The organism is Microbacterium sp. AG238 (genome assembly GCF_003610405.1).
Lineage (GTDB): Bacteria > Actinomycetota > Actinomycetes > Actinomycetales > Microbacteriaceae > Microbacterium.
Map to the genome: position 1 here is coordinate 1,477,508 of NZ_RAQC01000001.1, position 24,474 is coordinate 1,501,981.

The window sequence follows — 24,474 nt, forward strand, 5'->3', positions numbered from 1 at the left end:
TGCGCGCGAATAAGGCGCAGTTGCGGGGATGGGGCGCGGGTCGAACCGCGCCCGACGCCCCGAACTGCGCCTTACCTGCGCACCTTACCTGCGCGCAGCCCCGCGCGCTGAGCTCGCCCGGACTACCAGCTCGGTGGGCACCGTCTGCGACGGCGCCGCGGCACCCGTCTCGATGACCTTCACGAGCGCCGCGACGGCATACGCGCCGAGGGCGTCGAAGTCCTGGCGGACGGTCGTCAGCGGCGGGCGGTACTCCGCGGCATCCACGACGTCGTCGAATCCGACGACCGCGACGTCGTCCGGCACCGCGCGGCCGGCGTCGCTGAAGGCACGGAGCAGACCGAGCGCCATCTGGTCGTTCGCGGCGAACACCGCGGTGGCATCGGCGAGCGCCGATCCGGCCGCGTGACCGCCGCGTGAGGTCCAGTCGCCGCGGACGACCTCGGGTACCGCGGCATCCGCGTCGAGCAGCGCTTCGCGCCAGCCGCGCTCGCGTTCTCGAGCCGCGAACGAGGCCGCGGGCCCCGCGAGGTGGTGCACCGTCGTGTGCCCCAGCTCGAGCAGGTGCTGCGTCGCCTGCCGGGCACCTCCCGCGTGGTCGGTCTGCACGATGGCGAAGCGGTCGTCGGGGGGTGAGTCGACCACGACGAGGCGGAGGTCGGCGGGCGGGGCGGTGTCGCGAGCGAGCCGCGTCGCCTCGTTGAGCACGATCGCTCCGTCGACGCCCTGGTCGCGCAACTGGGCGAACGCCTCCGCGATGTCGCGCGCACCGGCGACCGTCACCACGGCCAGAGCGTAGTCGCGCTCACCCGCCGCATCGGCGATCGCCTGCAGCATGCGGGAGTTGCCGACCGAGGCGAGGGTCGAGACCACCAGGCCGATCGTGCGGGTCTGGCCGGTGCGCAGCGCCCGGGCGGCACGATGCATGCGGTAGCCGAGCGTCGCCATGGATGCCTCGACCCGGGCCCGCGTCGCGGGATCGACGCGCGGGCTGCCATTGGCCACACGCGAGACGGTCTGCGCCGAGACGCCCGCGTGCGCCGCCACCTGGGCCATCGACACCCGCATACCGGTCCTCTCGTCGGAGTGTGTTGACGATATCACGCCCGGAATGTAGCGTGTTATCGTGAACATCAGTGCTCCTTCCGCCGTGCCGCTCGGCGCGGGCGTCGTCAAACGCTCCACGCGACTCGATGACGGCCGCGAGCTCATCTACTACGACGACCCCGACACGACGCTCGGCCCCGAGCGCGCGGTCGATGCCCGCACCCTCGACCCGCGTCCCGCGACCGCGACGATGCGGCAAGACGTCCTGACGGGCGACTGGATCTCGATCGCCGCATCGCGCCAGAATCGCGCCTTCCTCCCTCCGGCCGAGCTCGACCCGCTCGCCCCGCAGACGCCGACCAACCCCTCCGAGATCCCGTCGCGCTACGACGTCGCCGTCTTCGAGAACAAGTCGCCGTCGTTCGGTCCCGGCCTCGCCGAGGCGTTCGGCGGCGCACCCGCGGCATCCGACCCGCCCCGAGGCATCGATGACCTCGCGCACCTGGGGCTCGGCCGCACGCGCACGAGCGTCGGACGCACCGAGGTCGTGTGCTTCTCGCCCGCGCACGCCGGATCGTTCGGCACCCAGACGGTCACCCGCGCCCGTACCGTCATCGAAGCGTGGGCCGATCGCACGGCCGCGCTGTCCGCGCTCCCCGGCATCGAGCAGGTGTTCCCGTTCGAGAACCGCGGCGAGGCGATCGGCGTGACGCTGCCGCACCCCCACGGGCAGATCTACGCGTACCCGTACATCACGCCGCGCACGACGCGCCTGCTCGACTCGATCGACCGCACGGCACCCGATCTGTTCCAGCGCATCCTCGAGTTCGAGCAGGCCGGCCCGCGGGTGGTGCTCCGCGGCGAGCACTGGACGGCGTTCGTCCCGTTCGCCGCGCGCTGGCCGATCGAAGTGCACCTGATGCCCCACCGCCACGTCGCCGACTTCGCCGAGACGAACGACGCCGAGCGCGACGAGCTCGCCCCGCTCTACCTGCGCCTGCTGCGCGGCATCGACGCGCTCTACGACACCCCGACGCCGTACATCGCCGCGTGGCACCAGGCGCCGGTCCGCCACGCGCGCGACACCGCGCGCCTGCACCTGCAGCTGACCAGCCCGCGCCGCGCGGCCGACAAGCTGAAGTTCCTCGCCGGTTCCGAGGCGGCCATGGGCGCCTGGATCGGTGACATCCCACCCGAGACGGCGGCCGCGCGCATCCGCGAGGCCGTAGAAGGAGTGACCCTGTGACCGAGACCGATCCGCGCACCGACGCGCGCGACATGCTGAGCTCGCTCGGAGCGACTGCGACGAGCGAATGGTCGGCGCCCGGCCGCGTCAACCTCATCGGCGAGCACACCGACTACAACGACGGCTTCGTGTTCCCCTTCGCGACGCCCCACCGCACGCACGTCGCACTCGCTCCTCGCGACGACGGGCGACTGCGGGTCATTTCGACCTTCGACGCGGTGCCGGTCGAAGTCGCGATCGCCGACCTCGACGCGATCTTCCCGACTGTCGACGGCGAGCATGCCGTTCCCGAATGGTCGGCGTACCCGCTCGGCGTCGCGTGGGCGCTCGTCCAGGCCTCCGGGGCCGATCCGGCGGAGCTCGCGGGAGCCGACCTCGCCTTCGCGTCCGACGTCCCCATCGGAGCAGGCCTGTCGTCCTCCGCCGCGATCGAGGGAGCCACCGCCTCGGCGCTGAACGATCTGTGGAGCCTCGGGCTCGACCGCATCGCGCTCGCCCAGGTCGGCCGGCGTGCCGAGAACGAGGCCGTGGGAGCACCCACCGGCATCATGGACCAGATGGCGTCGATGCTCGGCGAGCCGGATGCCGCCACCTTCCTCGACTGCCGTTCGCTCGCGACCGACGAGGTCGAGCTCGGCTTCGCCGCCGCGGGGCTGACGCTGCTGGTCATGGACACCCACGTCAAGCACACGCACTCCTCCAGCGGCTACGGCGAGCGGCGGGCGTCGTGCGAGAAGGGCGCACGGCTCATGGGCGTGCCCATGCTGCGCGATCTGTCGGTCGCCGACCTCGACCGCGCCGCCGACGTCCTCGACGACGTCACGTTCCGCCGGGTGCGCCACATCGTCACCGAGAACCAGCGCGTGCTCGACACGGTGCGGACGCTGCGCGAGCAGGGGCCGCGAGCGATCGGCCCGCTGCTGGACGCCTCGCACGTCTCGATGCGCGACGATTTCGAGATCTCGGTACCCGAGCTCGATCTCGCCGTCGAGACGGCTCGCGGCGCGGGCGCCATCGGAGCGCGTATGACCGGCGGTGGTTTCGGCGGCGCGGCGATCGCCCTCGTCGAGACCAGTGCTGTCGACGCCGTGGCCGCCGCCGTCGTAGAAGCCTTCGCCGGCGCGGGGTATACGGCCCCGACGATCTTTCCGGTCAGCCCGTCGGCAGGCGCGCGACGCGACGGCTGACGTCGCCACGACATCACGAGAGGGGGATGCCGACACGGCATCCCCCTCTCGCAGTAGCGGGGCTTACTTGAAGGCGTCCTTGACGTCTTCGCCCGTCTTCTTCGCCTCGGCCTTGACCTGGTCGGCCTTACCCTCGGCTTCGAGCTTGTCGTTGTCGGTCGCCTTGCCGATGGCTTCCTTCGCCTTGCCGGCGATGTCCTGGGCGGCGTTCTTGATCTTGTCGTCGAGACCCATGATGGGACTCCTTTCTCTCGGTGATGGCGCCCCGCGGGCGGGGCTGTGGACGTGTGCGGTCAGGACAGGCGGCGCTGGTCGTGAGCCAGCCTCGCGCGCAGCCCCGTGTGGATGGAGATGTAGGCCGTGAGCTGCTGCCCCGTCAGGGTGCCGAGGTTGCCGACGAGACGTTCGACGGTCTCGGCCACGTGCAGCGGCGAGGTGTTCTGCCGCGGCGTCACGCTGACGTGCAGCACCGGCTGATGCTTGATGTCGTTGGCGGTGACCCGGGCGCTGAGGATCTCGTCGTGCTCGGCGAGAGCGTTCTTCAGCGCGTCGGATGCGAACCCCTCGGTGACGGTGATGCGGCCGAGATCGCTCTCCGCCCCGGTCGCCCGAAGAGAGGTACGACGGCGGCCGTGGATGCTGCGCACGATCAGGACGATCAGCAGCACGACCAGCAGCGCGAGGGCCGCGAGCGCACCGAGGGCGAGCCAGGTGAGGCTCGTCCCCGCGATGACGGTCGCATCCCAGGCCTGCTTCGCCCAGTCCTGGGCACCGGATCCGGCCGAGGTCCAGGTGTCTGCGGCTGCCGGCCACACTGCTCCGGCGATGATTCCGCCGCCGACGACGACGAGCACCAGTCCCAGGATCAGGAGGATCGTGCGGTTGACCGCTCGATTGGTGTTGTTCATGCGTTCTCCTCCTGTTCGCGGGGCCGCTCGACCCGGACCGAAGTGCGCAGCTTCGACGCGAGCCGATACGAGTCGAGCTCGGCGTCGACGGTGCTGCGGATCTGAGCCTCATCGACGGGCACCCCCACGGCGGGGGTGAGGGTGACGTCGGCCGAGCGATGTCCGACACCGACCCGCACCTGATCGCGGGGCAGTCCGCTCTCGGCGCTGACACGCTGCGCGATCGCCGAGGCGATCACCCCGTTGTCGGCGACGACGGCACTCTCGCCGACGACGAGCTGATGCTTCGACAGCCGGCCCGGCGCGATCGCGAGCACCACGAGGATCACCCCGAGCACCGCGATGACGGCGCCGATGGCGATGCTGACGCCGACGGGAACCTCCGTCGGCAGACCGACGACCCACCCGAAGGCGGCGGCGGGGCCCAGCAGCAGAGCCGGCTGACCGGCGAGGTTCAGCACGATCTCCGTGCCGACGTACACCAGCGCGAGGATGACGAGGACGACGGCGACGATCATCGCGACGGTGCGCGGCGAGTGCGTCTCGCGCCGCACGACGCGGCGCAGCACGGGACTGCTCATCGGACTCTCCTCTTGATCGGGGTGGCGGCGCCGTTCACGGTGATGTCGACGCGGGTGACGGGCTTGCCCAGCACGCGGCTGAGCTCCTGCTGCATCCGCTGCTGCATCTCACGGGCGGCGTCCACGACAGCGCCGGCGGCTCGCACCGCTTCGGTGTCGTCGAGTGACGGGACGGGCAACGGCGCGGTGATGCGGACGGCCACCCCACCCCGGTGATCGGATGCCGCGACCGACACGCGGTCGACGTCGACTCCGATGACCTGGGATGCGATCTGTTCCGAGACCTTCCGCACCACGCGCTCGCGCACATCGACCCGTCCGGCGACACCGGACGTCCCGCCGGTGGCGGCAGTGACGCCGCCACCGGGACGGATGGCCTGTGCGACGGTCATGACGAGGTGCGCCGACCTGTCAGTACGTCGGCCAGCCCGCGGACGTCGAGCTTGCCGGACGCGATGCGGCCCACTGCCGCGCCGATCGCCATGAAGAGGGCGACGAGGAGGAACCCCCAGAAGCCGAACAACAGGGCGGCGGCGGCGAGGATGGCGCCGATCAGCGCACCCGAGACGGTGGCGCTCATGCGACGCGCGACTCGGACTCGTTGTCGTCGTCGTCAGCGCCCGCGATGTGGACGTCGTTGACCTCGACGTTGACCTCGACGACCTCGAGGCCCACGAGTCGGCTGATGGCGCCGGCGACGGCAGCACGGACGTTGTCTGCAACCTCCTGGATCGGCGCCGGATACTCGACGACGATCGTGAGGTCGGCGGCGGCCTGCGTCTCGCCGACCTCGACCTTGACTCCCTGCGAGAGGTCGGTGGCGTTCATCGCGTCACGGATCGCGCCGAACGCGCGGGCTCCGCCGCCACCCAGGGCGTAGACGCCGGCGACCTCGCGAGCGGCGATGCCGGCGACTTTGGCCACCACGCCGTCCGAGATCGTCGTCTTGCCTGCCGCCTCGGTCTCTGCGGGGACACGCGACGACGAGAACGTGCGGTCGACACGCGACCCCTGGGGCACGGCTGCCGGCGACTTCGGGGTCTCGACAGCGGGGGCGGTGTTCTTCTGGTCCTCAGCCATGGCGTTTCCTTATCTGTCTGGGTTGTCCGACGCAAGCTCTCGGCTCGTCATTCGGTGAGCGTTACGTTCGCTCTACAGATAAGAGGGCGGCTCATCCGGATTCGTCACAAAAAAGTTCGAGAAGTTTTCTGGGGGAACGATGCGAGCCGATGAGAGCGGGCCGGTGACCGATCTTCAAGCCGCGCCCGACGGCATCCTGGCAGCCCGGGCGGCCTCGGGAGACGCCGAGGCCTTCGACGCGCTCCTCCGTCGACACACTCGGATCGTTCGCGCCTACGTCTACCGGATCGTCGGCACGCTCTCCGAGACCGACGACGTCGTCCAGGACGCATTCCTCACGGCGTGGCGTCAGCTGTCGACGCTGCGCGACCCGGGCGCTGTGAAGGCGTGGCTCATGAAGATCGCGAGCCGTGAGGCGTACGCGCATCTCAGAAGACGCCCCGCCCATGACACACTGGACGGATTCGACAGAGCCGCGGAGGCGGGTCTCCTCCCCGAGGCCGCTGCCATCCGCAACGCACAGTTGCAAGCGCTCTCCCTTGCACTCGATGCGCTGCCGGAAGCCCAACGCCGCTGCTGGTTGCTCCGAGAAGTCGGATCGCTCAGCTATACCGAGATCGCAGAAGAGATGAACCTCCCTCTCAGCACCGTTCGAGGAAACCTGTCACGCGCTCGCGCCAGCATCACCACCCAGATGGCGGGGTGGCGCTGATGGATGCCGACGGCATGGCTCTGGACTGCGGCAAGACGATCGACGAGATCAGCGAGTATCTCGACAGCGGTCGATCGCCGTACGACCCCGAGATCGAGACCTGTCCCGACTGTCTGAACGCCCTCGACGCGCTCGAGCGCGCGGGGCGGTTGTCACGCGACCTCATCGCCGCGGATGCGGCTCAACTGCCCGAACCGTCCGAGAGCTGGTTCGACGGGGTGATGACGGCGGTGCGTGCCGAGCTGCGGGCCGGGCGCTCCATCCCGCTGTCGCACCCCGATCCTCGCGTCTCGATGAGCGTGACCGAAGGCGCGGTTCAGGCGCTCATCCGAGCCAGCGGCGACGCCATCGACGGCGTCTTCATCGGCCACTCGAGAATCGTCGGCGACGTCGAGGTCCCCGAAGCCCCCATCGCCGTCGACATCACCGCCTCGGTGGCGTGGGGCGAGTCGCTGCCCGCCGCGGCGGGAGCCGTTCGCCAGGCGGTGTCGGAGGCGCTGGCGCAGCACACCGAGCTGAACATCACCGCCGTCGACGTGACCGTCGAAGATCTCCACCGTCCCTTCCCGTCCAAGGACACCGCATGATCGAGCCCGCCTCCCTCGTCGACCCGTCGGCGCCGCGCCCCATCGCCGAGATCCCCGGGGTCAGCGCCGTGCACGACCCGCGCCCGCCGCTGACCCGCGCCCTCGGGGCAGCCGCGTCGGCGCTGCGTCTGGACGCGGCGGCACCGACCGACGGCGTCATCGTCTCGACCGGAGCCGAGGGCACGACCGCCGCGGCCGCCGTCACCGTCGCCATCGCCGCGCGCACCCCCGAGGTCGCGCGCGCTATCGCGGACGAGCTGTGCGCGCAGCATCCGACGGTCGACCGCGTCACGGTGCAGGTCCGCCGCATCGCCTGACCGGCATCCGCCTCACCGGGCACCTCGGACTCCGCTAGCTTCGGACTGTGTCTGCGACCGTCTCCGTCTCTCTCCGCCCCGCGGATCCCGAAGATCTCCCCGCCGTCCGGGAGCTCGACAGGCTGTGCTTCCCGCCCGGCCGCGACGATGTCGAACCGGCTCACCCCGACGAGCTCGAGAACGCGCTGGCGGGTGGCCAGATCACGCTCGCCGTCATCGGGGAGTCGGTGGTGGGGATGCTGCAGACCGAACGACTCGGCCCCGAGCACGTCTACCTCGCCGCGCTGGCGGTGCACCCCGACCGGCAGCGCGCGGGCATCGGCGCCCGCCTCGTCCGACACTTCTCCGACACCGTGAAGGGGATGTCGCCGCGCCCCTCGGCCACGACGGTGACCAGCCCCATGAACGTCGCGATGATCGACTTGCTCACCCGCAGCGGCTTCGTCGGGTCGCGCGGCATCCACGCCTACTTCGGCCCCCGCAAGGACCGCCTGTACTTCCAGCTGAAGAGCCGGCAGCTGGTCGCCGATCCCGACGACCGGGTGCTCGTCCCCGTCGCCGCGACCGAGCACCTGTTCGACCTGCTGAGCGCCGACGCCAACGCCGTCACCAGCGTGATCAAGAGCGTGCAGGGGACGTTCTTCGAGGTCTCGACCTTCGAGGTCGAGGACCGTCCCGGCCTGCGGGCCGACGAGACGTCCGTCAGCACCGGCGAGGCGGGGGCAGTCCTGGCGGCGCTCACCTTCCTGCTCGGCTTCTCTCTGACGATCCCCGACTTCTCCGAGGCACTGCGGATCTTCCTGCTGGTCGCCACGATCCTGACCCTCGGAGCGACACAGATCTACGCGAACGCGTCGGGCTCGCTGTCACGTCTTCAGGACGATCAGTTCGGGCTCCACATGAAGTGGGGCAACCTGCTGCTCGAGTTCGGCGGGGTCTATCCCCTCGTCCTCGTGCTCCCGGCAGTGTTCGCCGATGCGTCCGATAACGTCGCGCTCTCGCTCGCGACCGCGATCGTCGTCGCGGTCCTCGTCCTCGCGTACGAGGTGTCGCCGTTCTCGATCAGCGGCCGGTACCGACGCAACCTCGTGTTCTATGCGCTCGCGGTGATCACGGCGGCTGCTCCGATCGCCGCAGCCCCGCTGCAGGCTCTCACCGGGCGCGACACGACATGGGTCGTCCTGACGGCCGCGATCCTCATCGTGCGCCTCGCCTACTTGATCCCCGCCGGACGCCAGGAGCTCGGCGCCCGGACCCGACCCCGGCTGATGCGCCGGACGCGGGTGTCGCGATGAGCGTCGCTGCCGACGTCGCGAACGGCGAACCGCTCGTGCGAGACACCGCCGCGGGCCGCGTGCGCGGCGTCCGCCGGCCGGACGGCACCCTCGCCTTCCTCGGCATCCCTTACGCGCAGCCGCCGACCGGCGCACGCCGGTTCGGCGCCCCCGTCACGCTCGACCCCTGGGACGGCGTCCGCGACGCGACCGCGTACGGGCCGACCCCGCAGCGCGGCGACTACGGCGACACCCTCATTCCCGAGCCGTCGATCCCGGGCGACGACACCCTGTCGGTCAACGTCTTCGCACCGGAATCCTCCGGGGAGGGGGCCGACCCCCGCCCGGTGCTCGTCTACATCCACGGCGGCGGTTTCGTCCAGGGGTCGCCGGCGAGCCCGTGGTACGACGGCGGATCGTTCGCGCGGGCGGGAATCGTCGTGGTCACGGTCTCGTACCGACTGGGCTTCGACGGATTCGGACTGCTCCCCGGAGCCCCGACCAACCGCGCCGTGCGCGACTGGATCGCCGCCCTGGAGTGGGTGCAGGCGAACGTGTCCGCTTTCGGCGGGGACCCGGGTGACGTGACGATCGCCGGGCAGTCGGCCGGCGGCGGAGCAGTGCTCACCCTGCTCGGGATGCCGGCTGCCCAGCACCTGTTCCATCGCGTGCTGGCCATCTCGGCGGCCCTGACGAATGTGCCACCCGCCCGGGCCGCGACCGCCACCGGCCGGCTCGCCGCGCACCTCGGCATCGCGCCGACACGCGAGGCGTTCGCCGGCGTCGACGAGCTGGTCGTGCTCCGACGCCAACAGGAGCTCGAGTCGGAGCGACAGGGCAGCATCGTGGCCTCGGTGCGCTCGCGCCTCGCCGACGGGCTCACCTGGGGTCCGGTCGTCGACGGAGACCTCGTGCCCCGCCCGACCCTCGACGCCCTCGCCGCCGGAGTCGGCGCCGACAAGCCGCTCGTGCTCGGCACGACCGACGACGAGTTCACGATGGTCACCGATGGGCTCGCCACGAGCCCGCTACGGCTCGTCCCGCCCGCGCTGGCGCTGGGCGCGCTCGGGGTCGGCCACGCGATGCGCTGGCGCTACATCCGGGACAACCGCGCGCAGCGACGACTCGGCACCGCGGCATTCCTCGGCCGCTACGCCACCGACCGCGTGTTCCGCGACACCGTGCCCCTCGTCGCCCGGGCACGAGGCGCCGCGTCGACCTGGGCCTACCGTTTCAGCTGGCCCTCGCCGACCAAGCGGTGGGCGCTGCACTGCCTCGATGTCCCGTTCTGGTGGGACGCCCTCGGCGCCGACGGTGTCGCGAAGCTCGCGGGCGAGCATCCGCCGCAGGAGCTGGCCGACGCGATGCACGGCGCCGCCGTGTCGTTCGTGCGCACCGGAGACCCGGGATGGCCGCGATGGATGCCGGACGAGCGGGCGACCCGCATGTTCGGTGCCCCGCCGTCGGTGCCGACGGTCGTGGCCGACGGCTACGCCTCGGTGCGGGCCCTCGTCGGCTGACGCGTGCGGGGTCGCTCCGGCGACTCAGGGGACGCGCTTGAGCCAGGCGTCGGTCGCGAACTTCGACTCGACGAGGGCTTCGGCCTCGGCGTACTCCTCATCGGAGATCGTGCCCGGCACGGCCCCGTAGCGCTTCGAGAACACCTCGATGAACCGCTCGATGATCGCGTCGCGCGGCAGGCCCGTCTGGCTGCGCAGCGGGTCGACACGCTTGGCGGCCGAGACGGTGCCCTTGTCGCTGAGCTTCTCGCGGCCGATGCGCAGCACCTCGGTGAGCACCTGACCGTCCATGTCGTACGACAGCGTGGCGTGGTGGAGCACCCCGCCGTTGGCCAGACGCTTCTGCGCCGCGCCGCCGATCTTGCCCGACGGCGAGGCGATGTCGTTGAGCGGCTGATAGGTCGCCTCGATGCCGAGCGAGCGGAGCGCCTCGAGCACCCAGTCGTCGAGGAACGCGTACGAGTCGGCGAAGGTCAGCCCCGCCACGAGGGATGCCGGCACGTACAGCGAGTACGTCACGATCGAGTTGGCCGCCATCATCATCGCGCCACCGCCCGAGATGCGGCGCACGACGTCGAAGCCGTGCTTCGCAGCGCCCTCGGGGTCGACCTCGTTGCGATACGACTGGAACGACCCGATCACGACGGCCGACTCGTTCCACTCCCAGATGCGCAGCGTGGGGTTGCGGCGGCCGTCGCCGACGCGCGTGGTGAGCACCTCGTCGAGCGCGAGGTTCATGCTGGGCGAGACCGCTCGGTCGTGGATGACCTCCCAGTCGAACTCGCGCCAACCCGGAGCCGTGATCATCGCGCGACGCACGGCCGTGCCGACCGACTCCGGGGTGAAGCCGAGCAGCTGGGCGCCGTCGGGCAACGCCGAGCGGACGGCGGCCGCGATCGTGGCGACATCCGATTCCTCGGGAAGCCCCGTCACCGCCGCGTCGATGTCGGCGAGCGCGTCGTCGGGCTCGAGGAAGAAGTCGCCGGCCAGGTGGAAGTCGGCGATGCGCCCCTCGCGCACCTCGAGGTCGACGACGACCAGCTTTCCCCCGGGGACCTTGTATTCGCCGTGCATGCGTCCAGCCTAGGACCGGGGCGGAGGATCGGTCGCGCGACGGATGCCGTTACACCTCGCGACGGACGACGACGAGGCTCGCGATCGCGAGAGTGGATGACATGAACCCCACCATCGAATCCGCCCCCGTCCTCGAAGCCCGGGGGCTCGTGAAGCGCTACGGGGCGCTCACCGCGCTCGACCGCGTCGACCTCACCGTGCGCGCGGGCGAAGCCGTCGCGATCATGGGCGCATCGGGGTCGGGCAAGACGACCCTCCTGCACTGCCTCGCCGCCATCATCGCGCCCGACTCCGGCTCGGTGCGACTCACCGCTCCCGGCACCGCGGCGCGTGAGCTCGTCGGGATGCCCGACGCCGACCGCTCGGCCGTGCGCCGCAGCAGCCTCGGGTTCGTCTTCCAGGACCACCTGCTGCTGCCCGAGCTCACCGCCGTCGAGAACGCCGCGCTGCCCCTGCTCCTGGTGGGCACCGCTCGTGCGGCCGCTGAGGCCCACGCCGCCGCATGGCTCGGCGCGCTCGGCCTCGCGGGCATGGAGAACCGCCGCATCGGCGAGCTGTCAGGCGGGCAGGCGCAGCGCGTCGCCATCGCCCGCGCGCAGGTGACCGGGGCCCCCGTGGTGTTCGCGGACGAGCCGACCGGCGCCCTCGACTCCACCACCTCGTCGGAGGTTCTCGACGCACTGCTGCACGCAACGACGGGTCAGGGACGCAGCCTCGTCGTGGTCACCCACGACGCCGAGGTCGCGCGCCGCTGCGACCGCGTCCTCCGGATGCGGGACGGCCGCATCGTCGACTCGTCCGTCGCCGAGCAGTCCGTCGCCTCGGCACGTTCGGCCGGTACCGCCGAGGTGACCCGATGAGCGCGGCGGGCCTCGCGACGGCGTCGGTGCCGCGGCCGCCGGCTCCCCTGTCCCCAGTTTCCGCGGCGCCGGGCGGCGTGCGCCGCGTCGCCGCCCTGACCGTCCTGCTCTCCCGTCCGGCCCGTCAGGGGTCGGCGGCGATCGTCCTGCCGCTGACGGCCTTCGCCGTGACGACGCTGCTCATGCTCATCGTCGCCGGGGGCACGCGGATGTTCCTCACTGACCCGCGCGCGGGTGAGACGGCCTTCCTCTACGGTGTGCTGAGCGTGCTCGCGCTCATCCTCCTCGCCGTGCCGACCGCCACTCTCGGAGCCGCGGCCGCGCGCCTGTCGAGCCGTCGCCGCAACGACCGGCTCTCGACCCTGCGCCTCCTCGGCGCCACCAACACCGAGGTCGGCGCGATGGCCGTCGGGGAGGCATCCGTCGTCGCTCTCGCGGGAGCCGTGGTCGGTGCCGCCGCCTACGGCGCCGCACTGCCGCTGGTCGGGCTGCTCCCCTTCTTCGGCGGCCCCGTGGGCGCCGCCGCCGTGTGGGCGGGCTGGCCGATCGTCCTGGCCGTCATCGTCGGGGTCGCGCTCATCGCTACCGCGAGCGCGGCGGCGAGCCTGCGCCGCGTGCGGCTGACGCCTCTCGGTGTGCGCCGCCGCACGGATGCTCCGCCGCGACGTACCCGCACGCTCGTGCTCTCCGCGATCGCGATCGTCGTCGTGGGCCTGGTCGTCGCCCAGTTCGGCAGCGTGGCCTCGCTCCTGGCGCCCGCCGCGTCGATCGCGCTTCTGCTGGCGCTCTTCGCCGGTGCCCTCGCTCTGGTCAACCTCATCGGGACGCCGATCGTCGCGGCCCGCGGCCGATCGATGGCGCGCCGAGCGCGGACGGCAGCACAGCTCATCGCCGGACGAGAACTCGCCGCCCACGCCCCCACCGCGTGGCGCCGGGTCTCGAGCATCGCGATGATCTCGTTCATCGCCGTCGTCGGCGGCAGCGGCATCGCGATCACCGAGCTCGCCGGCGACGAGACCGGCACGACGCTGTTCGCCGACATCCGCACGGGGGTCCTCGTCACTCTGGGCGCGGGCTTCATCCTGCTGGCCGCCTCGGTCGGCGTCAGTCAGGCGGCGTCGGTGCTCGACGACCGCGAGCTGATCGTGGGCCTCGACCACCTCGGCATGGAGCCCACGGAGCTCGCCCGGGCACGCCGCATCACGGTCATGCTGCCCCTGCGGTGGGCCGCCGCGGGCGGCGCGGTCGTCGGCGCGGCGCTGGCCCTGCCGATCGTGGGAATCAGCCTCATCGTCGCGCCCTTGACCATGGCCGTCATCGCCGCGACGTTCGCGGCGGGGTTCGGCGCGGTCGCACTCGCGCTCGTCGCCTCTCGTCCGCTCGTCACGGCGATCCTGCGCGGGTCCGCCGGGTGACCGTCGGGCCCGTCGTCACCCTGCTTCCCGCGGCTCAGTGCCGCGGGAAGCGGGCGTCGAGCCAGGCGAGCAGATCCGCCTGCACGTCGGCCCGCACCGCCTCGTTGAAGATCTCGTGACGAGCTCCCGGGTACACCAGCGTCGTCACGTCCGTCAGCCCCGAGCGGGTGCGATAAGCGTCGGCGAGACGGTGCACGCTTCGCGGGCCGCCCACCGTGTCGTCGCGGCCGACCATCAGCAGCACCGGGACGTCGACCCCGAGGTCGCGGCGGGGGCGGCCGATGAGCTTGAGCGTCTCGAGCGGCCCGAACAGGCGCGGCAACGGCGTCGTCGTGGTGAGCGGATCGTCGAGGAAGTCCCGCTGGACCGCGGCATCCGTGCTCAGCCACTCCACGCCGGTCGCACCCGGAGCCTTCCACGGCGCGTTGAGGTCGCCTGAGTTCAACGAACCCGGCCACCGCAGCGCCGACCCCGACAGGACGAGTCCCGCGTAGGCGTCGGGGCGATCGTCGAACAGCATCTGGGCGAGGAACGATCCCCACGAGTGGCCGAGGAGCGCGATGGGCGCCCCGGGATGGTCGCGCTCGATGATGCGGGTCAGCTCGGCGCACGCATCGCGCGCGGCGTGCAGCCCACCGCGACCCAGGCGGCCCAGCTTGCGCGGGTCGCCGTGCTGGCGGATGCCGGTGCGTCCGTGCCCGCGGTGGTCGTCGGCGTAGACGGTGAAGCCGGCGGCCGCGAGCACCCCCGCGAGCTCGGCATACCGGCCCGCGTGCTCGCCGACGCCGTGCAGCAGCTGCACGACCGCCCGCTGCTCGCCCTGCGCGGGATGGATGTCGTAGACGATCGCGACCCCGTGCGCGTCGGTGAACTCGGGCATGCGGCGAGTCTACGTTTTCAGTCATCGCCTTCCGGACACCCCTGACCGTTAGCAAGACTAATGAGCTAAGCTAAACATCACAGATGAGCACCTCTTCCCCCGCCTCCGCCCCGCCGCCCGCCATCGATCTCGCGCACGACGCGACCGACCTCCGCATGGCGACGTTCCGCCTCGCGCGCCGGCTCCGCGCCCAGCGCGCCGTGGACTCGATGAGCGACGGGCAGTTCGCCGTGCTCGCGAACCTCCACGTGCACGGACCGCACACGCTCGGCGAGCTCGCCGACCGCGAGCGCGTGTCGGCACCGTCGATGAACCGCACCGTCAACCACCTCGAAGAACTCGGGTACCTGACCCGGACACCCGACGACGGCGACCGCCGCAAGGTCAACATCGCCCTCACCGACGAGGGCCGCACCGTGGTCATCGAGACGACCCGCCGCCGCGACTCCTGGCTCGAGCACGCACTGGAGGAGCTCGAGCCGGCCGACCGCGAGACCCTCGCCGCCGCGGCCGTCATCATGCGGGCGGTGGCCGACCGATGAGCTCCGCGATGTTCCGCTCGTTCTCGGTGTTCAACTACCGGGTCTGGTTCTTCGGCGCGCTCGTGTCCAACGTCGGCGCCTGGATGCAGGCGACTGCACTCAGCTGGGTCGTGCTCACCGGGCTGACCGATAACGACGCCGGCGCGATGGGCGTCACGATGGCGCTGCAGTTCGCCCCACCGCTGCTGCTCGTCGGCGTCACGGGATGGGTCGCCGACCGCTTCGACAGGCGCCGCCTGCTCGTGGTCACTCAGAGCTCGCTCATGCTCGTCGGGCTCGTCATCGGCACACTGCTGCTCACGGGCGTCATGACCCTCCCGCTCATGTACGTCTTCGCGTTCACGCTCGGGATGATCTCGGCTTTCGACAACCCGGCGCGCCAGGCCTTCGTGTCCGACATCGTCGCCCGCGAGATCGCGGCCAACGCGGTGGCGCTCAACGCGGCATCCTTCAACGGCGCCCGCATGATCGGTCCCGCCGCGGCGGGCATCGTGATCGTCGCCGTCGGAACCGGCTGGGTCTTCTTCATCAACGCGGCGACCTTCCTCGCGATGATCGTCGCCCTGTTCCTCATCCGCCCCGGCGAGCTCATCCCACGTGCGACCGCCGCGGGCGCGGCGCGCCTCGCCGACGGCTTCCGCTACGTCAAGGGCCGCCCCGACCTCATCGTCACCTTCGCGATGGTGTTCCTTCTCGGCGCGTTCGGCATGAACTTCCCGATCTTCGCCTCGACGATGGCGATCGAGTTCGGGCGCGACGCCGACGGCTACGGGCTCCTCAGCTCGATCCTCGCGATCGGGTCGCTCGCGGGGGCACTGATGGCGGCGCGACGCGAGCGGGCACGCATCCGCGTCGTGATCTTCGGCGCCGGCCTCTTCGCGGTCGCCGCGGCGGTGTCGGCCTTCATGCCGAACTACTGGCTGTACGCGGTGACCCTGATGTTCACCGGCTTCGCGGTCGTGACCACCCTGACGACGGCGAACGGGTACGTGCAGACCACGACCGACCCCGCCCTGCGCGGCCGCGTGCTCGCGCTGTACATGGCGATCCTCATGGGCGGCACGCCCATCGGTGCGCCCATCGTCGGGTGGGTGGCCGATCAGTTCGGGCCGAGAGCGGCCATCGGCCTCGGCGCCGTCGCCGCTCTCGTCGCCTTCGGCGTCGGCGCGACGTGGATGCTCGTCTCCGGACGCGTGCACCGCTCAAGCTCGCGCCGATTCGCGCTCTCACTCGATGAGACGCGACCGATCTCGGTCGTGGCACCCGAGGAGTTCAGCGACGAGGTCGCCGGCACCACGCCGATCGCCCTGCCCGACCCGGCCGCCGACCGGCCCCGCCGCTGACCTGCAGATGTAGCGGAGCATCGCGTCCGAGCGGGCCGTTTCAGCACATCCGGGCGAGGTAGGGCACTGTGTAGGTGGCGTGGTAGCCGACCCCGTCGAGCCACTGGTAAGCGGTGACCGTCGCCGACCCCGGCACGAGCGAGTCGCGGCCCGAGTCGAACAGGCGGTAGGCGGCACCGTCGGCGGGGACCTTCTGCTGTGCGTGGTCGCTGCCGACCGCCGCGAGCCGCACATCGATCGGCGACCCCGCCTGGTTGGCCGCGTGCACCGCAACGTGCACCGCGCCGTTCACGCACTGCGACCGGGCACTGACGCGGAGAACCACGGGCTGCCCCTCGCGCACGACCGCGGCCGCCGACGGCTGCGACGCCACCGCCGAGCCGTAGCGCCCCGCGGGGGTGACCGTCGCCGACCACTCCCCCGCCGGCACCTGCGCGAAGCGCGCCACGCGGGCATCGGCACCGACCTGCTGCTCGATCACCTCACCCGCCGCCGAGCGGAGGATGACGCTGAAGCCGGTGGCCGGGTCCCCGGCATCCGTCGTCTTCCAGGTGACGTTCACCCCGGCCGAGTCGACACCGATGACCGGCGCCGCGACCGGCGCAGGAGCCGGCCGCAGCGGCACGCCGCCGAAGTCCATGCCCGAGGCCAGGTGGAAACCGGTGTAGCTCGGCTGGTTGTATGTCGTCTGCTGCCGCGCGACCTCGGCGCGATACTGCGGATCGTGCATCAGCGTGTACAGCTTGTGCTGGGTGACCTCGGTCGAGACGTACACCCGCAGCGCCGACGAGTCGGCCGTGCGCACGACGAGCTCCTCGCGCCAGTCGCCCAACACGTCGGCCACGAGCCCGGGGTTGCCCTTCGTGCCGTTGTTGGCGAGGGTTCCGGATGCCGTCAGCACCGTGCCCCGGGTCCAGTCATCGATCGTCGGGGTCGCGTCGCCGCTCCCGTTCACGATCTGCGTCGTGAGATCACCGGCCCACCGGATCGAGGCGTTGGTGCCGGGCGTCGCCGCCGAGAGCACCTCGCCCTGCGCCGTCAGCAGGCCCGAGGCATCCGTTCCGCCGGGCATGCTCGACCAGACCTCCATGCCGGGGACGTCGGGGCGGACGTCGCCGATCATGCCGCGCCCGGTGTCGCGACCCGAGTAGGCGCCGAAGATGACCTCGCCGGTGGCGGCATCCCGCAGCGCCGTTCCGTACGGCGCATACGCCCCGCCCTCGTGAACGGTGAAGATCTCGAGGCCCGGCCGGGTGGGGTCGATGTCGGCGACGTGCATCGCGTCACCGTGACCGAGTCGCGCGACCTCGCCCGGCGTCGCCGAGCCCTCGGGCATCTCGGCGAAGGAGCTGTAGAGCAGGCTCCCGTCGTCGTCGAGGGTCGCCGAGCCATAGACGATCTCGTGGCGGCCGTCGCCGTCGACATCCGCCGCCGAGAGGCTGTGGAAGCCCTGGGTCGTGATCGAGCCGTATACGGGATCGGCGCCGTCGACTCCGTGCGGGCCGTCGTTGAACGGGTTGCTCATCGGCGCGTGGCCGCTGTCGACGAACCAGCGCTTGACGAGATTCTCGCCGTCCCAGTCGTAGGTCGCGATCGTCGTGCGCGTGTAGTAGCCGCGGGCGAACACCGCCGAGGGACGCTCGCCGTCGAGGTAGGCGACGCCGGCGAGGAACCGGTCGACCCGGTTGCCGGGCTCGATGCGCGCCATCGCATAGTCACCCCAGAGCAGGCCGTCGTCGCCGCGATCCGGCTCGTACCGGACGGTCTGCAGCTCGGCTCCGCTCTCGCCGTCGAACACGGTGAGGTACTCGGGCCCGTCGAGGATGAACCCCTCGAAGTCCCGCAGGGCGTTGCGGGCGCTGCGGCTCGGGGCGTACACGTCGATGAAGTGGTCCACGAGAGCACGGGCGTCGGCATCCGACAGCGGGTAGTCGTAGCGCGGCTCGATGCCGAAGGCCTCTTCGAGCGTGGCGGGCCACTGTCCTGAGACGACCTCGTCGCGCGTCGACCACCCGCGGAACATCTCCGCGAGGTGGTCGGCGTAGTCGGCCGCGCTCATCCGGTAGTCGTCGGTGTGCGCGTACCCGGCCGCGATGTCTTCGCGCGGCAGCGTGACGTACTGCTCCGAGGCGATCGAGCCGTCGTCGGCGTAAGTGATCGATTTCGTCCCGGGCGCGGTCTTGAGCATCGTCTCCGAGCGACCGTCGCCGTCGAAGTCGTACACGAGGAACTGCGTGTAGTGCGCGCCGGCGCGGATGTTCGGACCGAGGTCGAGCCGATTCAGCAGGCGCCCCTCCAGGCTGTAGGTGTCGATGTAGACCCCGCCGGTGTACCCGACCTGCGAGACGTCCTTGGAGTTCGAGGGATCCCACTTCACGATGAACTCGTAGCGCCCGTCGCCGTCGACATCGCCGACCGAGACGTCGTTCGCCGAGTAGGTGTACTCCTCGCCGGCCGGCGTCACGCCGTCCGCGGGCGGCTGCAGCGCGACGTCGAGGAAGCCCCCATCCATCGCGATCGCGGCATCGCTCGCGGCCGCCTCGACGCCCGCCGCCACCGGCGCCACACGGTAGACGGATGTCGCCGTACCGGCCTCGTCGCGGTAGTTCGTGCTGTCGGTGACGGTGGCGATCGGCTCGTCGTCACGGTAGACGACGAAGTCGGTGCCGGTGAGGCCGGTCTCGCCGGCACCGCTGGCCTCGCCCGCGAGGAGGCGCCAGCTGAGGAAGACGCCGTCGTCTGTCGCCACGGCGACGAGGCCGCGGTCGAGGGCCTCGAGTCGGGGCACGGGTGCGGACGGCGACGCCTCTGCTCCCGCGGCGGGCAACGTCGCGACGCCCCCGACGGTGAGGGTCGCCGTGGCGAGCGTCCCCGCGGCGAGGCCCGCGAGCAGCGTGGAGCGGAGTCTGTTCTTCATTGAATCGATCCCATCGGAATGCGCTTTCCTGCGTTCCGACGAGCCTAAGCGCCCGCTCCCCTCTCGCCGATGAGTTCTCTCTCATCCCCCGCATCCCGGCTCTCCGCGCCCGAGGGTGCGCATCTGCACGGTCTGGACCCGCCGGCACCGTGCATTCGCGCGCCCTCGCGGCTCATAACGGGGAGGGGGCCACCTCGAACTCGAGGGTCGCGGGGACATGGCCGGGGGCGGATGCCGTGACGGCGACCGTCCCGGTTCCGGTGGGCTTGACGACCGCGAGCAGGCGACCGTCGAAGGTCGTGAAGACCGGACCCGCGTACGACTCCTCGCTGTCGGTCCGCCCGGAGCCGATGCCCGCCAGCACCCCGGCTCCGGTCACCTCGACCGTCACCGGGACATCGCGGTCGCACACCACGATCCCCGCGTCGTCCTCGAGCGTCAGCGCGACGAACGCGAGCCCGTCACGGCCCACGACCTCGTCCTCCGCGCGCGCGACCAGCGAGACCGGCCCCGCGGTGCGCAGCGCGTATCGCCCGACCTCCGCACCTCCGCGGCGCGCGACGGCGACGAGGCGCCCCGGTCGATAGCGGGTCTCGAATCGCGCGAGGAACGCCTTCTCGCGGCCCACCGGCTCGACGCCGACGCTCTCGTCGTCGAGGAGCAGCTCGACCTCGTCGGCATCGGCGTACACATCGACGGTGACGGGTGCGCCGGAGGCGGCATCCCACGACCACGACGCCACCGTGTCGGTCCACGACCACGGCGTCGTCGCGGTCGGGCGGCCGTGGTGCTGCGGACGGTGCACGGCGATGTACGGGTCGCGGCGCAGCCCGTAGACGATCTCGCGGTAGTACGAGATCGGTCGGCGGAAGCCGGTGATGTCGATGTCGCCGCACCCGGCGAGCCGGTAGGGGTAGGCGCCGGCCGTGCCCGTGGGCGCGTAGCCGGGCTCGTCGGTGTAGTCGACGCGTCCGATACCGGCTTCGCCGAGGTAGTCCCATCCGGTCCAGGTGAAGTCGCCGATGACGTGCGGCAGCTCGCGGACGAGGCCCCACATCACATCGATCCGCTCGGGGAACGTCTCCGACCCGACGATGACGCGATTCGGATGGTCGCGGGCGTCCTGCCGGTAGCGCGAGTCGGCGTAGTTGAACCCGACCACGTCGAGCACCGCCGCCGACTCCTCGATCGACGCGCTCACGAGCGGCGAGGCGTTCATGAGCCCCATCTGCTCGCCCATGTCGGCCATCATCGTGTTCGCGTCGGGGACCTGGTCACGCGCCTCGGCCATGCGGTCGAGGTTCGCGATGATGCCGTTGATCCCGTTCGTGACGAAACGACTCGGGTCGAGCTCGCGCACCCGCTCGGCGAGCCGCCGGCTCCAAGTCGCGCCGAGCGGCGTGGCGAGCTCGAGGATCTCGTTGCCGATCGAGTACATGACGACGCTCGGGTGGTTGCGATCCTTCGCGACGAGTGCGGCGATGTCGTCGTGCCAGCGCTCGGCGAACGTGATCGTCGCGTCGAAGGGGGCTTTCGATCGGGTCCAGGCGTCGGTGAGCTCGTCCATGACGAGCATGCCGTGCCGGTCGCACGCCGCGAGCATCGCGCGGCTCATCGGGTTGTGGGCGCTGCGCAGGGCGGTGAATCCCGCTTGCTTGAGCAGGCGGACGCGCCGGTCCTCGGCCGCGGGCTCGGTCGCCGCCCCGAGCATCCCGTTGTCGTGGTGCACGCACGCCCCGCGCAGGTCGATCGAGCGGCCGTTCAGGCGCAGCCCGTGCCGCGCGTCGAGCTGCAACGAGCGGATGCCGAAGTCGGCGACGTCGTCGTCGAGGTGCGCACCGTCTGCGGAGGTCAGCGTGCTGTGGAGGCGGTAGAGCTCGGGGGTCTCGACGTCCCAGCGCCGGGGCGCGTCGACCACCAGTCGCGCCCGCGCCACCGCGCGCTCGCCCGGCAGCACCGTGACGGGCGACTCCCCGCACGCGACGACCGCTCCGTCGGGTGCGGTGATGTGCCAGCTCACGCGCGTGAGCGCAGTGTGCCGGGTCGTGTTCGCGACCTCCGTCGCGACGGCGACGACCGCGCGCTCGTCGTCGATATCGGGGGTCTCCACGCGCACCCCGTCGAGCGGGATGTGGACGGGGTCGGCCACGACGAGATGGACCGGACGGTAGATCCCGGCGCCCGAGTACCACCGCGAATCGCGATGCGCGCGCGCCTCGACGCTGATGCGGTTGACGGCGCCGAAGCGGAGGAAGGGATCGAGCACGACCGAGAAGCCGGCGTAGCCGCCTGCCTCGTGGGCGACGAAGGCACCGTCGACGAAGACCACCGCATCGCGATAGACGCCCTCGAACTCGAGCATGACCGTGCGCGAGCGCCAGTCGTCGGGCACGTCGAGCGAGCGTGCGTACTCGAACACGCCGCCCGGGGTGTATCCGGTGTGCACCCCCTGCGGTTCGTCGGGTGAGCGCGGCAGATCGCGCAGCGCATCGTGCGGCAGGGTCACCGCGACGGGAGCGCGGCCCTCCGCGGCCGACTCGAACGGGCCGAGCTTGGGGCCGACGGTCCACCCGTCGTGCAGCGGCATCCGGATCATGCGGGCGGCTCCTCGTCGCGTTCGACCGACCAGTCGATGTCGACGAAACTCGCGAACAAGGCGCGCAGCTCGCCCGCCATGTCCAACGCGTCGCGGTCGAGCAGCCATTGCACCTGCAGCCCGTCCATGAGGGCGACGACCGTGATCGCCGCCCGGCGAGGGGTCATTCCGTGCCGCAGGCGCCCTTGGTCGCGCAGGCTCCGGAACGACCGCTCGATGTTGCCGCGGGTGTACTCGTAGCGCCGGACGAAGTAGGCATGGGCGGGATGGTCGGATGCCGTCGCCTCGGCCGACAGGGTCGTGTAGAGCTCCACGACGCCGGGCGTCGAGGCATTGTGAGCCGCGAGGAAGACCAGTCCGCGCAGCACCTCGGCCCCGTCCTCCGACTCGATCGGCACCAGCGCCCGCGCGCGGGCGTCGCGCTCTTCGAGCACCGCTTCCAGCAGCGCGCTCTTGTTGCGGAAATGGTGCAGCAGCCCGGCCTCGCTCATGCCGACGCGCATCGCGATGTCGCGGAGCGATCCGGCCCGGTACCCCGATTGCGAGAACACCTCGAGAGCGGCATCCAGGATCGCCTGGCGGGTGGCTTCGGTCTTCGCGTACGAGCCGCGCCGTCGACGGCGCTCAGGCGTCGTCGTGTCGGTCGTCGTCATCATCGTCCATCTGTCCGTGGTCGCCCTCGTCGGCGAACGGACGCCAGTCTGCCCGCTCGAATAACGAAAACCTAGCGATCGGTAGAAATTCGTTTCAAAAATCTAGTCACCGCTCGGATTTGGTGCTAGCGTCCACGGCCAGGGCGATCCACCGGGGTATCGCCTCTCCCGAGAAAAGGACCAAAGATGTTCCGATGGAAGGCCACAGCAGCCCTCACGGTCGTCGCCGCACTCGCTCTGGCGGGGTGCGCGGGGACGGACGAAGGATCCGGCGGCGGTGACAGCGGTCGCGCCGATCGACTCACCCTCACGGCGATCGCCGCTCCCACCAGCTACGACATCGGCCAGGGCGCGGAATGGGGCAACCGCAGCCCGTTCTTCCAGGCCGTCTTCGACACGCTCCTGTCGAAGGACTCCTCCGGTGAGACCCAGCCCTGGCTCGCCACCGAATGGTCGTACAACGACGACAACACGGTGCTGACCCTGACGCTCCGCGAAGGCGTGAAGTTCACCGACGGCACCGACCTCGACGCCGCGGCCGTGGTCTCGAGCCTCGAGCACTTCCGCGACGGCACCGCCCCGCAGGCCGCCACCCTCGCCGGCAAGGAGTTCGCCGCCGTCGACGCGACGACGGTCACGATCACGCAGGAGGCGCCCGACCCGTCGCTGATCAACCTCCTCTCGATCGCCCCGGGCCTGATCCAGGCGCCGTCGACCTTCGACGACCCCGACGCGGCGACCGACCCGATCGGCTCGGGCGCGTACATCCTCGACACCGCCTCGTCGGTCACCGGCACCACGTACAACTACACCGCCAACCCCGACTACTGGAACGCCGACGCGGTCAAGTACGACAACCTCACGATCAACGTCCTCGAGGACGTCACCGCCACCGTCAACGCCGTGCGCGCGGGCGAGGCGAACGGCGCGAAGATCGCCGACAACAACACGATCTCCGAGGTGGAGGGCGCCGGCTGGACGATCGAGTCGAACGAACTCGACTTCCAGGGCCTGCTGCTGCTCGACCGTGCCGGCACGATGGCCCCGGAGCTGGCCGACGTGAAGGTGCGCCAGGCGATCAACATGGCCTTCGATCGCGAGGCGCTGCTGGCGTCGCTGCAGAGCGGCTACGGCACCGTCACCGAGCAGGTGTTCCCCGAGACCTCCGTCGCGTACGACGCCGCTCTCGACACCACGTACCCGTACGACCCTGATGCCGCCAAGGACCTCCTCGCCGAGGCGGGCTACCCCGACGGCTTCACGCTCAACATGATGTCGACCCCGGCCTTCCAGACCACCTTCGACCTCGTCGCCCAGCAGCTGTCCGACATCGGGATCACGGTGAACTACACCGACCCGGGCACCGGCAACTTCATCACCGACATGCTGGCGCCGAAGTACCCCGCCACCTGGATGGCCCTCGAGCAGAACCCCGACTGGCAGCTGATCAACTTCATGGTCGGCCCCGACGCGACATTCAACCCCTTCACGTACCAGGACCCCACGGTCGACGGCTACATCCAGACCGTGCAGTTCGGAACGCCCGAGGAGTCGGACCAGGCCCTCAAGGACCTCAACAAGTACCTGGTCGACCAGGCGTGGTTCGCGCCGTTCTTCCGGGTGCAGGGCACGTTCGCCACCGACGCGAACACGAACCTCGAGTTCTGGCCCACCAACGCCTACCCGTCGATCTTCGACTTCTCGCCGAAGAACTGACCGCACCCCCTCGGACCGG

Annotated in this window: 24 protein-coding genes; 12 read left to right on the forward strand and 12 right to left on the reverse strand. The window is 71.0% G+C overall.

Going from position 1 to position 24,474, the window contains the following annotated elements; all coding sequences use genetic code 11:
- Positions 1-84: 84 nt before the first annotated feature.
- The gene (locus DEU36_RS06940; RefSeq protein WP_120264414.1) at positions 85-1,056 is read right to left on the reverse strand and encodes a LacI family DNA-binding transcriptional regulator; all 972 of its coding nucleotides are present in this window, start codon (positions 1,054-1,056) and stop codon (positions 85-87) included.
- A gap of 76 nt (positions 1,057-1,132) precedes the next feature.
- Here DEU36_RS06940 and galT point away from each other — a divergent pair, with 76 nt between their 5' ends.
- Together galT and galK are read left to right on the forward strand one after the other, a co-directional pair.
- On the forward strand, positions 1,133-2,293 hold the full coding sequence (galT, locus tag DEU36_RS06945; RefSeq protein WP_396652161.1) for a galactose-1-phosphate uridylyltransferase: 1,161 nt from the start codon (positions 1,133-1,135) through the stop codon (positions 2,291-2,293).
- Between the two features lie 32 nt (positions 2,294-2,325).
- The gene (galK, locus tag DEU36_RS06950; protein WP_120264415.1) at positions 2,326-3,480 is read left to right on the forward strand and encodes a galactokinase; all 1,155 of its coding nucleotides are present in this window, start codon (positions 2,326-2,328) and stop codon (positions 3,478-3,480) included.
- Positions 3,481-3,543: 63 nt separating this feature from the next.
- Here the strand turns inward: galK and DEU36_RS06955 are convergent, their stop codons facing one another.
- Genes DEU36_RS06955 through DEU36_RS06980 form a run of 6 tightly spaced genes read right to left on the reverse strand, consistent with a single transcriptional unit; the run spans position 3,544 to position 6,049 of the window.
- A complete protein-coding gene (locus DEU36_RS06955; RefSeq protein ID WP_023952533.1) occupies positions 3,544-3,714 on the reverse strand; it encodes a CsbD family protein in 171 nt (56 codons plus the stop codon).
- A 59-nt stretch (positions 3,715-3,773) separates the two neighbouring features.
- The gene (locus DEU36_RS06960; protein ID WP_120263511.1) at positions 3,774-4,388 is read right to left on the reverse strand and encodes a hypothetical protein; all 615 of its coding nucleotides are present in this window, start codon (positions 4,386-4,388) and stop codon (positions 3,774-3,776) included.
- Positions 4,385-4,969 (reverse strand): DUF6286 domain-containing protein, encoded by a 585-nt coding sequence (locus tag DEU36_RS06965; protein ID WP_120263512.1) that lies wholly within the window; start codon positions 4,967-4,969, stop codon positions 4,385-4,387. Before DEU36_RS06965 ends, DEU36_RS06960 begins: the two co-directional genes overlap by 4 nt.
- Positions 4,966-5,361, reverse strand: a complete 396-nt coding sequence (locus tag DEU36_RS06970; protein WP_120263513.1) for a hypothetical protein — start codon at positions 5,359-5,361, stop codon at positions 4,966-4,968. The genes DEU36_RS06965 and DEU36_RS06970 overlap by 4 nt, the downstream gene beginning before the upstream one ends.
- On the reverse strand, positions 5,358-5,549 hold the full coding sequence (locus tag DEU36_RS06975) for a DUF2273 domain-containing protein (protein WP_023952539.1): 192 nt from the start codon (positions 5,547-5,549) through the stop codon (positions 5,358-5,360). The genes DEU36_RS06970 and DEU36_RS06975 overlap by 4 nt, the downstream gene beginning before the upstream one ends.
- On the reverse strand, positions 5,546-6,049 hold the full coding sequence (locus tag DEU36_RS06980) for an Asp23/Gls24 family envelope stress response protein (RefSeq protein WP_120263514.1): 504 nt from the start codon (positions 6,047-6,049) through the stop codon (positions 5,546-5,548). The genes DEU36_RS06975 and DEU36_RS06980 overlap by 4 nt, the downstream gene beginning before the upstream one ends.
- A gap of 163 nt (positions 6,050-6,212) precedes the next feature.
- Between DEU36_RS06980 and DEU36_RS06985 the strand changes: the two genes are divergently transcribed.
- Genes DEU36_RS06985 through DEU36_RS07005 form a run of 5 tightly spaced genes read left to right on the forward strand, consistent with a single transcriptional unit; the run spans position 6,213 to position 10,459 of the window.
- Complete coding sequence (locus DEU36_RS06985; RefSeq protein ID WP_259455261.1) at positions 6,213-6,761, forward strand: RNA polymerase sigma factor; 549 nt, start codon at positions 6,213-6,215, stop codon at positions 6,759-6,761.
- Positions 6,761-7,348: an Asp23/Gls24 family envelope stress response protein gene (locus tag DEU36_RS06990; RefSeq protein WP_259455345.1), complete on the forward strand. Its 588-nt coding sequence runs from the start codon at positions 6,761-6,763 to the stop codon at positions 7,346-7,348. Before DEU36_RS06985 ends, DEU36_RS06990 begins: the two co-directional genes overlap by 1 nt.
- Entirely contained in the window at positions 7,345-7,665 is a 321-nt protein-coding gene (locus DEU36_RS06995) for a hypothetical protein (protein WP_120263517.1), read from the forward strand. The genes DEU36_RS06990 and DEU36_RS06995 overlap by 4 nt, the downstream gene beginning before the upstream one ends.
- A gap of 47 nt (positions 7,666-7,712) precedes the next feature.
- Positions 7,713-8,960, forward strand: a complete 1,248-nt coding sequence (locus tag DEU36_RS07000) for a GNAT family N-acetyltransferase (protein WP_120263518.1) — start codon at positions 7,713-7,715, stop codon at positions 8,958-8,960.
- Positions 8,957-10,459, forward strand: coding sequence for a carboxylesterase/lipase family protein (locus DEU36_RS07005; RefSeq protein ID WP_120263519.1), 1,503 nt, complete (start codon positions 8,957-8,959; stop codon positions 10,457-10,459). The genes DEU36_RS07000 and DEU36_RS07005 overlap by 4 nt, the downstream gene beginning before the upstream one ends.
- Before the next feature lie 24 nt (positions 10,460-10,483).
- Here DEU36_RS07005 and DEU36_RS07010 read toward each other — a convergent pair whose 3' ends face one another.
- On the reverse strand, positions 10,484-11,533 hold the full coding sequence (locus tag DEU36_RS07010; protein WP_120263520.1) for a biotin/lipoate A/B protein ligase family protein: 1,050 nt from the start codon (positions 11,531-11,533) through the stop codon (positions 10,484-10,486).
- A gap of 101 nt (positions 11,534-11,634) precedes the next feature.
- Between DEU36_RS07010 and DEU36_RS07015 the strand changes: the two genes are divergently transcribed.
- Positions 11,635-12,393 (forward strand): ABC transporter ATP-binding protein, encoded by a 759-nt coding sequence (locus DEU36_RS07015; RefSeq protein WP_120263521.1) that lies wholly within the window; start codon positions 11,635-11,637, stop codon positions 12,391-12,393.
- On the forward strand, positions 12,390-13,808 hold the full coding sequence (locus tag DEU36_RS07020; RefSeq protein WP_120263522.1) for an FtsX-like permease family protein: 1,419 nt from the start codon (positions 12,390-12,392) through the stop codon (positions 13,806-13,808). Before DEU36_RS07015 ends, DEU36_RS07020 begins: the two co-directional genes overlap by 4 nt.
- A gap of 34 nt (positions 13,809-13,842) precedes the next feature.
- On the opposite strand, the gene DEU36_RS07025 is transcribed toward DEU36_RS07020, so the two are convergent.
- Positions 13,843-14,688: an alpha/beta fold hydrolase gene (locus DEU36_RS07025; protein ID WP_120263523.1), complete on the reverse strand. Its 846-nt coding sequence runs from the start codon at positions 14,686-14,688 to the stop codon at positions 13,843-13,845.
- Positions 14,689-14,771: 83 nt separating this feature from the next.
- Between DEU36_RS07025 and DEU36_RS07030 the strand changes: the two genes are divergently transcribed.
- Both DEU36_RS07030 and DEU36_RS07035 read left to right on the forward strand, forming a co-directional pair.
- Positions 14,772-15,230: a MarR family winged helix-turn-helix transcriptional regulator gene (locus tag DEU36_RS07030; protein ID WP_120263524.1), complete on the forward strand. Its 459-nt coding sequence runs from the start codon at positions 14,772-14,774 to the stop codon at positions 15,228-15,230.
- Positions 15,231-15,238: 8 nt separating this feature from the next.
- Positions 15,239-16,573 carry an MFS transporter gene (locus tag DEU36_RS07035; protein ID WP_259455262.1) on the forward strand — a complete coding sequence of 445 codons (1,335 nt, stop codon included), beginning with the start codon at positions 15,239-15,241 and terminating at the stop codon, positions 16,571-16,573.
- A 40-nt stretch (positions 16,574-16,613) separates the two neighbouring features.
- Here the strand turns inward: DEU36_RS07035 and DEU36_RS07040 are convergent, their stop codons facing one another.
- From DEU36_RS07040 to DEU36_RS07050, 3 genes are all read right to left on the reverse strand, one after another.
- Positions 16,614-19,490 (reverse strand): rhamnogalacturonan lyase, encoded by a 2,877-nt coding sequence (locus tag DEU36_RS07040; RefSeq protein WP_183045309.1) that lies wholly within the window; start codon positions 19,488-19,490, stop codon positions 16,614-16,616.
- A 172-nt stretch (positions 19,491-19,662) separates the two neighbouring features.
- Positions 19,663-22,086 carry a glycoside hydrolase family 2 TIM barrel-domain containing protein gene (locus DEU36_RS07045; RefSeq protein WP_120263526.1) on the reverse strand — a complete coding sequence of 808 codons (2,424 nt, stop codon included), beginning with the start codon at positions 22,084-22,086 and terminating at the stop codon, positions 19,663-19,665.
- Positions 22,083-22,742: a TetR family transcriptional regulator gene (locus DEU36_RS07050; protein WP_220700900.1), complete on the reverse strand. Its 660-nt coding sequence runs from the start codon at positions 22,740-22,742 to the stop codon at positions 22,083-22,085. Before DEU36_RS07050 ends, DEU36_RS07045 begins: the two co-directional genes overlap by 4 nt.
- A 183-nt stretch (positions 22,743-22,925) precedes the next feature.
- On the opposite strand from DEU36_RS07050, the gene DEU36_RS07055 reads away from it, so the two are divergent.
- Positions 22,926-24,455, forward strand: a complete 1,530-nt coding sequence (locus DEU36_RS07055; protein WP_120263528.1) for an ABC transporter substrate-binding protein — start codon at positions 22,926-22,928, stop codon at positions 24,453-24,455.
- Positions 24,456-24,474: the final 19 nt, after the last annotated feature.

Bases quoted from the DNA above. Each gene is read 5' to 3' on its own strand.
- DEU36_RS06960 (WP_120263511.1), bottom strand. From the start codon at position 4,388: ATGAACAACACCAATCGAGCGGTCAACCGCACGATCCTCCTGATCCTG.
- DEU36_RS06965 (WP_120263512.1), bottom strand. From the start codon at position 4,969: ATGAGCAGTCCCGTGCTGCGCCGCGTCGTGCGGCGCGAGACGCACTCG.
- DEU36_RS07015 (WP_120263521.1), top strand. From the start codon at position 11,635: ATGAACCCCACCATCGAATCCGCCCCCGTCCTCGAAGCCCGGGGGCTC.
- DEU36_RS06975 (WP_023952539.1), bottom strand. From the start codon at position 5,549: ATGAGCGCCACCGTCTCGGGTGCGCTGATCGGCGCCATCCTCGCCGCC.
- DEU36_RS06995 (WP_120263517.1), top strand. From the start codon at position 7,345: ATGATCGAGCCCGCCTCCCTCGTCGACCCGTCGGCGCCGCGCCCCATC.
- DEU36_RS06990 (WP_259455345.1), top strand. From the start codon at position 6,761: ATGGATGCCGACGGCATGGCTCTGGACTGCGGCAAGACGATCGACGAG.
- DEU36_RS07030 (WP_120263524.1), top strand. From the start codon at position 14,772: ATGAGCACCTCTTCCCCCGCCTCCGCCCCGCCGCCCGCCATCGATCTC.
- DEU36_RS07020 (WP_120263522.1), top strand. From the start codon at position 12,390: ATGAGCGCGGCGGGCCTCGCGACGGCGTCGGTGCCGCGGCCGCCGGCT.
- DEU36_RS07050 (WP_220700900.1), bottom strand. From the start codon at position 22,742: ATGATGACGACGACCGACACGACGACGCCTGAGCGCCGTCGACGGCGC.
- DEU36_RS07025 (WP_120263523.1), bottom strand. From the start codon at position 14,688: ATGCCCGAGTTCACCGACGCGCACGGGGTCGCGATCGTCTACGACATC.
- DEU36_RS06970 (WP_120263513.1), bottom strand. From the start codon at position 5,361: ATGACCGTCGCACAGGCCATCCGTCCCGGTGGCGGCGTCACTGCCGCC.
- DEU36_RS07010 (WP_120263520.1), bottom strand. From the start codon at position 11,533: ATGCACGGCGAATACAAGGTCCCCGGGGGAAAGCTGGTCGTCGTCGAC.
- DEU36_RS07040 (WP_183045309.1), bottom strand. From the start codon at position 19,490: ATGAAGAACAGACTCCGCTCCACGCTGCTCGCGGGCCTCGCCGCGGGG.
- DEU36_RS06980 (WP_120263514.1), bottom strand. From the start codon at position 6,049: ATGGCTGAGGACCAGAAGAACACCGCCCCCGCTGTCGAGACCCCGAAG.
- DEU36_RS06940 (WP_120264414.1), bottom strand. From the start codon at position 1,056: ATGGCCCAGGTGGCGGCGCACGCGGGCGTCTCGGCGCAGACCGTCTCG.
- DEU36_RS07045 (WP_120263526.1), bottom strand. From the start codon at position 22,086: ATGATCCGGATGCCGCTGCACGACGGGTGGACCGTCGGCCCCAAGCTC.
- DEU36_RS06955 (WP_023952533.1), bottom strand. From the start codon at position 3,714: ATGGGTCTCGACGACAAGATCAAGAACGCCGCCCAGGACATCGCCGGC.
- galK (WP_120264415.1), top strand. From the start codon at position 2,326: ATGCTGAGCTCGCTCGGAGCGACTGCGACGAGCGAATGGTCGGCGCCC.
- DEU36_RS07035 (WP_259455262.1), top strand. From the start codon at position 15,239: ATGTTCCGCTCGTTCTCGGTGTTCAACTACCGGGTCTGGTTCTTCGGC.
- DEU36_RS07005 (WP_120263519.1), top strand. From the start codon at position 8,957: ATGAGCGTCGCTGCCGACGTCGCGAACGGCGAACCGCTCGTGCGAGAC.
- DEU36_RS07055 (WP_120263528.1), top strand. From the start codon at position 22,926: ATGTTCCGATGGAAGGCCACAGCAGCCCTCACGGTCGTCGCCGCACTC.